The sequence below is a fragment of the Fulvivirga marina genome (assembly GCF_016775155.1).
Lineage (GTDB): Bacteria > Bacteroidota > Bacteroidia > Cytophagales > Cyclobacteriaceae > Fulvivirga > Fulvivirga marina.
On the sequence record NZ_JAEUGD010000067.1, the window covers coordinates 1 to 10733 of the forward strand.

Consider the following 10733-nt stretch of genomic DNA (forward strand, 5'->3'; position numbering starts at 1 on the left):
CAGCCTCTTTCATATAGCGTGAGTGAAAAGCTCCACTCGTATTCAGCGGAATGAACATGACATTGGCTTTCTCAAAATATGGCTGTGCCTGGTTAATATCATCCCGCAAACCAGATACCACAATCTGGGTCGGAGCATTTAGATTCGCTATATCAATGCCCGTCAGTTTGGCTTCTTTTAATATCTCTTGAATCTGTTCCTCAGAAGAATTTAAAATTGCCGCCATACCACCATTTTTGGCCTGGCTCATCAGCTCGCCTCGCTTCTTTACCAGCTTAAGTCCATTTTCGAAGCTAAATACGCCTGCTGCTAGCAGTGCGTTATATTCGCCCAAGCTATGGCCGGCCAAAAAATCGGGTTTCTTCTCCCCGTCTTTGAGCTTCTTCTCATATGACAGGGCATTAACCACATATAATGCGGGTTGGGTGTATTGGGTTTGGTTTAATTGCTGGTCGGGGTCATTCAAACATAGTTCTTTGATTGAGTAACCCAGTATCTTATCTGCTTTCTTGGTGATCTCGGGAAACTCATCGAAAAGGTCTCCTCCCATGCCTTTTCTTTGTGACCCTTGACCGGGAAATACATACGTTTTCTTCATTTCTTTATTATTTTTAATTGGGTATTGGTAATATTAATGGTTATCCGGTCGGAGCCGCCGGAATATATACGATTTATCAAACGTTGCTCTGCAAATTGGCCTTTAACCTGTCAATATTGATAAGGTCTCTTCCAAATTGGTTGAGCACTTGTAAAGTAGCAGAGTCTGAACCCGGAATCAGAATGTACTTCACAAAAGTAGCTAGTGTACCGCTTGGTCCTACATCTATAAAAATGTAATCTCCAGTATCTAGTATCCTCCTTATAGTTTGCTGAAAATTGACAGGATACCTGATGGCTTTCCATAGATAGTCCCCATCCAACTTCTGAACAATCCCTTCATTTAATGAAGAAATCATGGGTGTTTTAGTTGTTGATACCGGGGTATCCCTTACAAGTTGCTTGCATTCCTCTTCAATAGGATCAATGAGTTCCGTGTGAAAACCATATTTTACTGGCAATATTTGAGACATTATAGTCTTTTTATTCAAGCCTTCGTGAAGGTGCTGTATAGCTTGCGGCAATCCGCTAACCACAAAGTTTTCATCAAAATTTTCGGCTGTCAGCCAACTGTCGTGAAAAAGGTCTGGAAAGTCAGTCATCAGCGACTTGGACCCCATCACCGCCAGCATAGCTGCAGGTTGCGTCTTTTCATCGGTAAGCCTGGCAATATCAACGGCCAGACGAATGCCATCTTCTAATGATATGGCTTCTGAAACTACTGCTGCCACCAACTCCCCTACACTGTAGCCCATCAGAAAATCAGGCTGAATGCCCATATCTTTCAGAACTTTGGTCAGGCTATATTGAATACATAACAATGCTGGTTTGGTATGAAGCACATTATCGAAAGGTTCGCCCTTACCTTTTCCCCGATATAGTATTTCAATTAAAGATGCATTAATGATCGGCTGAACAATTTCATCACACTTATCCATCCAAAACTTGAATTGTTGATGATTTTCATAAAGCTCTTTTCCCATTTGGTAGTACTGGGACCCTTGTCCCGAATACATAAATATGATCTTCTTCTTCATCTAATGCTGATTCTTAAATTTGCCGCGGAAAGCTATAATCTTCTGCGAGCTTTTATATTTTCCGGCCGCCATTCATTTCCGACCTTAGAAAGACACGGAGTCCTCCACAAGAAATTCTACTGGAAAGTATGCTATATTCATAGATTCTTCCACAAAAAGAAAGTCTAACTGTCGTCAAATGATGTTAACTCCTTCCTTAATAACTCTAAATAAATTCAAAGTTGCTAACTACCTAAAATGTGTTAATAGTGTAAATAACTTTCATTTGGCATAATACTAAAAAAAATCATGCAACGCCACTCACAGGTACATTAAAACTGATATTGGATCTTAAGTACTGCCTGTTTTTGAGTACGATAAATATACAGCCCACTGCTAGGGTCATCGGTAAAAGGCATTAACATATCAAAATACAATGTAGTGCGATCATTCCAGTTGTAAGACGTCGACAATATATTAAAAAAAGTAGTATAAGGTCCATTGTACATGGATGCTAAATTTATAGAAAGATCCTCTTTCATTAATTCTTTGCTCAATGCCACCAGTAACATGTAGTTATTTCTGGGTTGTCCCTGTATTCTTTCGCTCCAGTCCATGATATGGTAGTTTACAGCTTCCACGCTCACTGTAAAACTATTGTTCATATAATAATCAACTCCGAGGGATGCGTCAAGTGCATTTTTCTCTACGATCTGAAAAGAGGCATCATTATATGCTTTCGGCGCCTTAACGGCAACTTCTCCTTTCAGGAGTACATTGCTTATAGCACGGTTGAATGTAACTCCGGCCATATGGAAACGGTGCTTCTTTCTAGTTATAAGTTCGGGGTTAGCCATACGCAAGGCATATTCATTGTTAATCAGACTGGCTGCCATAATGCTAACATCACTTTTTCCAAAAGTTTTCTTCCACCTTAGACCATATTCAAAATGGCTTTCATCGTCTGGCTCTGCTTGATATGTAACGGTACCATTAAAAGGCTCATAATAATACCCTGTACCCTCTTTGGGATGTTCATTAAATTTCGGATCCGGAGTAAAGAATGCACTCCAGTCTCCCGATTGTGAGTAATGATCAACAGTGACAATAGGCTGACCTATCCTTAGTTCGTCGATACTCAAACTCAGGGGTTCCCGATAATCCAGACGACTCACTTCATTGGTAACTATGGCAAAGTCGGACTCTCCCCAAACTAAGGTCTGGATACCCGCCCTAATACTGGTTTTACCAAAACTAGCCTGAACAAAAGCTTCTCTTGTTCTTCCTCCAAAGGAAAACTCTGCTTCATTTGCATCATCATTGATCCAGTATTCTATATCCCTGGCCCTGTGGTCGTCCTTCAGGAACGTGAATATTTTGGTATCAACCTGTAGCGAGAAATGATCGAAAAATGACCTTGAATACTCCAGTCTGTACGAAAGCCTGTTGTTCATTACCCTGTCAGGTTTTGTGACCTTGTAAGCCATTTCATATTTCAGCCCAAAACGCATGGGGTCAAATATGTATGAATTAAAAAATGATTCTTTTTCCTCGACAACCAACTCATCGGGAGAACCACCAAAAATCGGATCTTCACTTACGGAAAACTCAAGTTCTGACGTATCAAAATCTTCATAATCTAAAGTATCACTTTCGACCGGCATCTGTCCATAAACAGGCGAAGCAATAATAAGTAAGGTAATGATACCAAATAGTGTATTGACAATACTGAAGGAGCTCTTCATGCTTTCCTCTATAAATAAAATTAAACTATGATTTGTATGTGTGTTTATTACCCTCTACAGAGCCTGTTTGTCTTTTCAATCTACTAATTGAAACAGGCTATTTGGGTTTGGCTTTTGACAGCTTTAACAGCATCGGCCAAACCCGGTCCCAAAGGGTAATTTATAGCCAACTTTATCCGACATTCGGATATATCTATCATCCTCCTTCCCAAGGGAATTGCCCGGTTTTCACAAACCTTGCAATCTTGTCCAAATTGTTTTGGTCTGAGAACACTTCAATATTAGCTGCAAGTGCATGGGCTTTGGAAGTCTCAGGAAAATCATTGAGCCTGTTCATATAACTTTTATAGCGGGCCACACCATCTTTAGATAGTAACCTTAATCGCAATAAATGCTTTCTCAACAGGTTTTCACTTTTATCTTCGTATGCATCTACCAAGCCCCAGTCGTATGCCTGCTTTGCTGATATAGGCTGGGTCATCAGAGTCATGTAATGTGCTTTTGAAAACCCCATCTTTCGAATCAAAAATGGTAATACGCAAGCTGGCATCAGGCCGAAAAGCAACTCCGACAGGCTAAATACCGCCCTTTCTTCACAAAGCACAATATCGCAGGCTGCCACAAAACCGATACCTCCGGCGTTGGCCTTCCCTCTGACGTGGGCAATCGAAACGTACGGACCTGAGGCCAGCTTCATCCACAAGTCGTACATCGGCTCAGGATTCTGTTCCTGATGCTGCCCCCCATTTTCGAGGCTTTCCTGAATACCTTTGAAGTCTGCCCCAAAGCAAAATACTTCGGGAGAGCCTTCTACCACCACTATCTTGGCGGTGTCTTCGCACTGATTAAGTACGTTCGAAAACTCCTCAACCAAGCTGTCATTAATTGCATTATTGGCATCTGGACGGTCTATCTGAATAAAGCAGATATCATCCTCAAACCTGACTTTGATAGTTTCGTATGTTGCCGTATTGCTTAAGACACCCATTCGTATTCTCTTTTGAATTCCTTGATCCCCTTTAAAAACAGTGTCTCTTTGCCCATAGCTTTTCTGGACTGAGGAATAAAACTACTATCCAGAGTAACATTTCGAGTACCAAATTTCACAGCATTACTGCCTACAAGCAGGTTCTCGTATTCTTCCATAGTCAGTTCATATCTTTTATCAAACTGCTCTTTGATCTTGAACTTTTTCATAGCTTTCTGGCTCTCTTCGCTCACTACTCCACTAAAAAACTCTGAACAACATCCTGATCCATAAGAAAAACATCCGATTCTTTGTGGTGCCGTGAAATTACCATTCTCGATAGTACTGGCTAGTGACATCATGGCAGTAGCTCCCATAATGTTACCAATACGCTGGCAGTAAACCAGGCCTGGAACTACACGATTCTCAAAGTCTGCTTCAATATCTTTTGGTTTAGCCTTAGCGGCTTTTCGCATCAGGTTACGGTGTGCTCCTTTCACCATACCTCCAAAAGGAGTATGAAAGGCCAGATAGCTAAATGTTTTGGCATAATCTGCCTCAGGCACCCTTTTCTGATATTCATAAAATGCATTTTCACAACAATCAAGGTATGACAGCAATGAAAGATCAGAGTCTCCTGCCTCTCCATCAGAAGTAGGTCTACAAGTATCCATAACCTGATAGCCATAATAGCCATTGGCTCCAATATCTACCTGGAATATATGTGGTGTTTCACTAACCAACATAGCTACAGCTCCGGCACCTCCACTAGGCTCAGCAAATGACCACTCCATGGTAAGGGCATCTCCACCCTCTTCAATCATGAAGCGTGATACGTCCGTGGCTATTACCAGGGCTTTTGCTCCCGGAGAAGTTTGAGAAAGAATAAAATTGATTGCCATTTGAAAACCGGCAACTCCGGAATAACAAGCATTTTTCAGCTCAAATAAACGACAGTTACGGTTCAACCCTAATATTTCGTGAAAGTAAGTACTCATTGATTTACCAAAATCAAAAGACGATTCGGTACATGAAATTACCAACTCTATACGATCCTTCTCTTCCGGGCTAAGGGCATCAATAAGTGGTTTGGCTGCATTCACACCAAAAGTAACCGGATCCTCATAAGGTAAGGCTACTGTTTTCTCCTTCATCAGGAGGTTTTTAAACCTGGAAGTATCCAGGTTACGATGTTCGGCAAGCTTCTCTACATTCAAATAGGTAGTGCCTGCAAAAACATTCATTGCTTCAATTCCTGCTACACGCATTATTTTTTAAATAGTTAAATGGTTAAAGATGAATTCTACTTAGTGGTTACTAACCTTTAAAGTATACCGGTCAGACCTCTAAAAAATCCGGCCGGCGATAAAACGGCAAAGTTCATGCAACCACAGTTTAAGTCAGGTCCACCTGAGTGGACCTAAAAGCTGTGAGTCATGAACATTTACCTACAGAGCAATTACACCTCGACTACTCGGCGTAAGCGTAGACTCGGTGGACTGCTGTCTGCGAAAACTCTTCCAGTTCTTTCTGGAATTCAGTCTCGGCTTCGGCTATTGCTTTTTTCTCATCACCGTTAGGTTTTACCTTAGCCTGACTGGTCAGTCTGTTGAGTACATCGACCAAAACATCGATATCCTCTTTAGTATTCTCTACACCTAAGCTCACTCGCACAACGCCAGGAAGCTGAGTTTTTGGAGACACCGTAAGCACAACACGCTGAACTTGCTCCAATACCGGGTTGATGTCAAGCAAGTGCTTGATCAGCAAGTGAGAGCAGTGGCAACCATACCGAACTCCTATGCCTCCCTTCTGGAACATTTCTTCAGCCAGCTTGTTGTGCAAGATGTCCTTAGTTTCGAATACAATAACACCAATTTTTTTATCAAATTGGCTTGAATTTGGATCTTTTATACCAAATATTTTGAGGTGGGGTACTTTAGACAAGCCTTCCAGCGCAAGTCTGGTCAGTGCCTGCTCTTCTTCATGTACCACATCCATACCAATACGACGTAAAAGCACAAGTGCCTTGCCTAGTGCTGCTACACCACCAATATTTTCTTCACCTGAAGACTGGATCTGCTTTAACTCATCAGCCTTATGGTTAAGCAACCCTTTTCTTGCGATCAGTACTCCTGTACCGAAGGGCGCGTATACCTTATGTGCTGAGAAAGCCAAAAAGTCGATCTCATCTTTCTCCATTTCCACCTTTTTGTGTGCTACTACCTGGGCTCCATCGACAAGAAGCTTTGCTCCATATTTATGTACTATAGGGCTTATTTTCTCGATGTCGTTACAAGTTCCCAAAACGTTGGAAGCACCACTTAAAGCAACTATCTTTATTCGCTTCTTTCCATGTTTATGGTCCTGGTTGTATTCTCTCAAGCTATTTTCCAGCTCAACAAGGTTTACAAAACCTTCGGAATCAACAGGAAGCCTTACGAGTGACTTCTTAGAAGCCATACGCCATGGAAGGTCATTAGATGAGTGCTCAAGCAATGAGATAAGTACTGCCGGCTCCGTATCCTTGTCAGTTGAACGCCCCAGACTCTCAGATACGAGGTTAATTGACTCAGTTGTATTTTTGGTAAATATGATATCATATTTTTCAAGGGGAGCTCCTAGTAATTCACTACAAACTGCCTTCACTTCATTGACCACGTCTTGCTTTCTTCGCTCAGGTAGCCTTAGCGACTGGCGGAAAGTATTCCATATAGGCTGGAAAGTAGGCGTACTAGCGCTATTATCCAGGTTAACAAATGGTTTTTCACCCTCCAGTGTTGGTACTATAAAACCGCGACCTATCAGGGTTTTCCTCAGATGCTCCATTAGCTCAACGCCGGAGTACTGTTCCATATCATCTTTGTAAAGCAACTCAGTGATACCCAAATCATTGTTTGGAAGTTTCTTAAAGATATCTTTTCCATATCGCTTTAACAACAGCAATGCCTTACCGAATGCGATCACATTAACAATAGGAGGAGTACCTGCCTCAAATTTATCAGGACCAGTGTTCCAGATGATCCAGCCAGCGGCGACCAGTCTCGCAGTACCTCCTCCACACTCTGTCGGAGAACCTTTAGGCAATGCCTTTTTCTCCACTGCAATGGCAGTGATACCTAATGGCAGGCCTACTTCACGACTGGTAATACTTTGATAACTTCCCGGCTTGAGCAGAGAGATCAGCTCGCTGGTTCTTTTAGGTGAGCTAAAAATAACGATATACTTGTCTTTGTTTAGCCCCATGTATTCCAATACCACGCCTCTCGCGTGCTCATATAATTGCGAAGAAACCAAAGAGTTGTGTCCACTTCCTCTATGCACGTTAGCATAAGTCTCCAAAGCTGCATACACACTACGTTCAAGCTCTGTAAATGCTCTTTCCGCTCCATTATTTTTCTGTATGCCATTTTCTGTATCCTGAGTCTGGGCGACATCAGACGATGCATACTCTGTTTGCTTAGTTGTTTTCATATGAATCTCTTTCGTTTTAATTATTAGTTGATTTTGGTCTGTTCTATACTTAATTCAACCTCCGGCCCCGGAGGCTTTTCAATCTTTTTTACCAACAATGAAATACTGCTTCCCTGCCTTATTCAAACATTCACTTTCTACAAGGCTGAAGCCGGCATTTACTATTGCGTCTTCAACTTCATTTACATTATATGTTTTAAGGTTGGGAATCAACCCGATTTTACTGACAAGTGATAATGCTATACCTACAAATGTTTTCCTTCCCAGACAAGGCGTAACGGAAATGAACAGCCCTCCAGGCTTCAACAATGAATGTATTCTGTTCAACACCTTAGGCATATCTTCCATCAAATGTAGCATATAAACTGCCAGTATGGTATCGAATGTACCAGGCTTATAACAGTCATCAAACAGCGTTCCGTGGGTATATTTTACATTTTTCAAGTTAAGCTCATTGGCCTTGTTTTGGGCAATTCTAACCATTTCAGAAGATATATCCATACCATGAACGGTATGCACATCGCGAGCGATTTCATTGGCTAGTATTCCAGTAGCACAACCAAAATCTAATACATCATCCTTTTTTTGGAGATACTTTTTTGTGCTGTCAAGGATCTTCATGCGGCCCGCTTTGTCCTTCATTTCCTCCTTGTCATACCCGTTTGCACTCTTGTCCCAAAATTTTTCCGATTTGTCCATTGTCTCTTTTGATGTATAGGGTTGGTTTTTCATGATCGCGACCTGAGCTTAATTTAATTAATTTTTATTTTTTTCTTCCTCAATATACTGTTTAATCACCTTTAGTGTGTACTTAATGTGCTTTGATTTCGTAGTTGATCCAAAGCTTATCCTGATAGATTCCTGTGCAGCTTCATCTGTCAGCCCTATAGCTTTTAGTACATGCGAGGGTTTGTTTGATGATGTGCTACACGCTGAACCAGCAGAAACTGCAATACCATGGTAATCAAGCATTTTCATCATTTCTCCACTACCTATACCTGGAAAAGTAAGATTAATGGTGTTTGTCAGACAGTGCTCCTCGGGGGAGTTAATGATGATATCGTTTTTTATTCCTTTCAACTCTTTAATAAACGTGTGCTTAAGAGACTCATTTTGCCTGGAAAATGTTACAAGCTTATTTACATGTTTACAAGCTTCTCCAAAACCCGCTATATTATGAATAGACTCAGTGCCTGCCCTCATTCCTTCTTCCTGGTGTCCACCATGAATGTAAGGCTCTAAGGGACAACTAATTCTGGCATACCAGGCACCAATACCTTTAGGGCCGTAAAGTTTATGCGCTGAAAATGTTGCGTAGTCAACATCCAGATCTTTTACATCGATGGGGATTTTACCCAATGCCTGAACACAGTCAGAAAAGACCAATGCTCCTTTGGCTCTAGCCATCGCAGCTATCTTTTTCACATCCTGGATCGTGCCTATTTCGTTATTAGCAAGCATGCAACAAACCAGAGAGGTCTTATCATCGATCATAGCCTCCATTTCTTCAAGCACTACACGGCCTGATTTGTCTACCGGGCAATATTGAACATCAATACCCTGAGTTTTCATATACTCCAGGGTATTCATTACTGAGGGATGCTCAATAGGTGTGGAAATAACCTTGTTTTTCTCCGGGGAGAAATGATTACTCACTGTTTTCAGTATAGCATTATTAGATTCGGTAGCACAGCTGGCAAAATAAACCTCGTGCGAATGGGCTCCAATAGCCGCCGCTACCTGCTCACGGGCTTTTTCAATGATCTGTGCCGACATTTTCCCCTTGGCATACCCCGATGAAGGGTTGCCCCAATAAGATTTCAACACCCGATTCATTACAGATCTTACAGGAGCTGCAATATGGGTTGTTGCGTTGTGATCGAAATAAACATTTCGTTTACTCAATAACTGTTTTATCATAGCAATCATACTTTAATAAAAAACTAATATGAATTATAGTGCGGCAAGTGCATCGATGATCTTCTTGCAACCACCATTCTTAATATAATCGGAGTGATCATCTATATCTTTAAATTCTTTGCCAGTGATCTTGCTGCACATTACTTCGGAGTCGGTCTGAACATAAAACGCCCTCAGCATTTTCTTTTGCTCCTGAGCGTCAAATGACGAAGCAGATTTACCAGGATTTTTCTTGAGCCAGTCAACCATTTTATACCAGATGGCAGCACTTAGCGCTCCACATTCCTTTCCACTGAGTCCAAGTCCCCCTGCATATCCGGCCACCATAAGCATCTCTTCTTCGGTCCCCCCCATTTTTCTAACTACTTCAGATGCACAGCTCACTGATCCTGGGCAGAACTTAACCGTATCATCAGACAACCCTTCATCTGCCGACTTGATAGCTTCAGGCGCCCATTTCCCGGCAAGTTTCATACAAGTAAAGGCTTTGCCTGTAAACAATACTTTGAGTGGAGCCAGCTTACCAGACAGATCCATATCAGTAATATCACGACAACTTATGGTATTGGTCCTTTTGGTAAAGGACTGCATCAAATGTTGGGTGGCAGTTATGGCCATGGCTACAGCAGTGCCCGTATCTTCATTTCTACGGTATGATTCTGCCCCGGCAGCCAGTACAGCACCTCCAATAAGCCCGCATTGATATCCTCTGTTCAACAGACCTCCTGCAAAAGGTGATGCAGCTACCTCAGCCACTTCATTAGGCACACCATACTCTTCGTTCAGTAACGAACAGAACGCCGTACCGCAAGTTCCTCTGGATAATACTTTGAGACCATCTTTATAAGCTTTCATAGTTGAAATTTTTAGTGTGTATTTAATTAAGTATAGACCCACGACCCCCACTTCTACTTCGCGAAAGGACTGAATCGTGTTTTTGAAAGAATATATCATACGACAGTGCGGGCACTATTATGGGCCATGCCTACACTGCCATAAATTTTAATTTATGTT

General features: G+C 41.7%; 9 protein-coding genes. All 9 read right to left on the reverse strand.

What is annotated here, in order from left to right; all coding sequences use genetic code 11:
• The coding region (fabD, locus tag JMN32_RS24765) for an ACP S-malonyltransferase (protein WP_202857442.1) at positions 1–598 on the reverse strand (598 nt) is incomplete at its 3' end.
• Positions 599–674: 76 nt separating this feature from the next.
• Positions 675–1634 (reverse strand): acyltransferase domain-containing protein, encoded by a 960-nt coding sequence (locus tag JMN32_RS24770; protein ID WP_202859101.1) that lies wholly within the window; start codon positions 1632–1634, stop codon positions 675–677.
• A 311-nt stretch (positions 1635–1945) separates the two neighbouring features.
• Complete coding sequence (locus JMN32_RS24775) at positions 1946–3358, reverse strand: DUF1302 family protein (protein WP_202859102.1); 1413 nt, start codon at positions 3356–3358, stop codon at positions 1946–1948.
• A gap of 196 nt (positions 3359–3554) precedes the next feature.
• Positions 3555–4346 (reverse strand): enoyl-CoA hydratase/isomerase, encoded by a 792-nt coding sequence (locus JMN32_RS24780; RefSeq protein ID WP_202859103.1) that lies wholly within the window; start codon positions 4344–4346, stop codon positions 3555–3557.
• A complete protein-coding gene (locus JMN32_RS24785) occupies positions 4334–5593 on the reverse strand; it encodes a hydroxymethylglutaryl-CoA synthase family protein (RefSeq protein WP_202859104.1) in 1260 nt (419 codons plus the stop codon). The genes JMN32_RS24780 and JMN32_RS24785 overlap by 13 nt, the downstream gene beginning before the upstream one ends.
• A gap of 202 nt (positions 5594–5795) precedes the next feature.
• Entirely contained in the window at positions 5796–7799 is a 2004-nt protein-coding gene (locus JMN32_RS24790; RefSeq protein WP_202859105.1) for an aminotransferase class V-fold PLP-dependent enzyme, read from the reverse strand.
• 78 nt (positions 7800–7877) lie between these two features.
• A complete protein-coding gene (locus JMN32_RS24795) occupies positions 7878–8531 on the reverse strand; it encodes a class I SAM-dependent methyltransferase (RefSeq protein ID WP_202859106.1) in 654 nt (217 codons plus the stop codon).
• 24 nt (positions 8532–8555) lie between these two features.
• Entirely contained in the window at positions 8556–9719 is a 1164-nt protein-coding gene (locus JMN32_RS24800; RefSeq protein ID WP_202859107.1) for a cysteine desulfurase family protein, read from the reverse strand.
• A gap of 33 nt (positions 9720–9752) precedes the next feature.
• On the reverse strand, positions 9753–10574 hold the full coding sequence (locus tag JMN32_RS24805) for a C-GCAxxG-C-C family protein (protein ID WP_202859108.1): 822 nt from the start codon (positions 10572–10574) through the stop codon (positions 9753–9755).
• Positions 10575–10733: the final 159 nt, after the last annotated feature.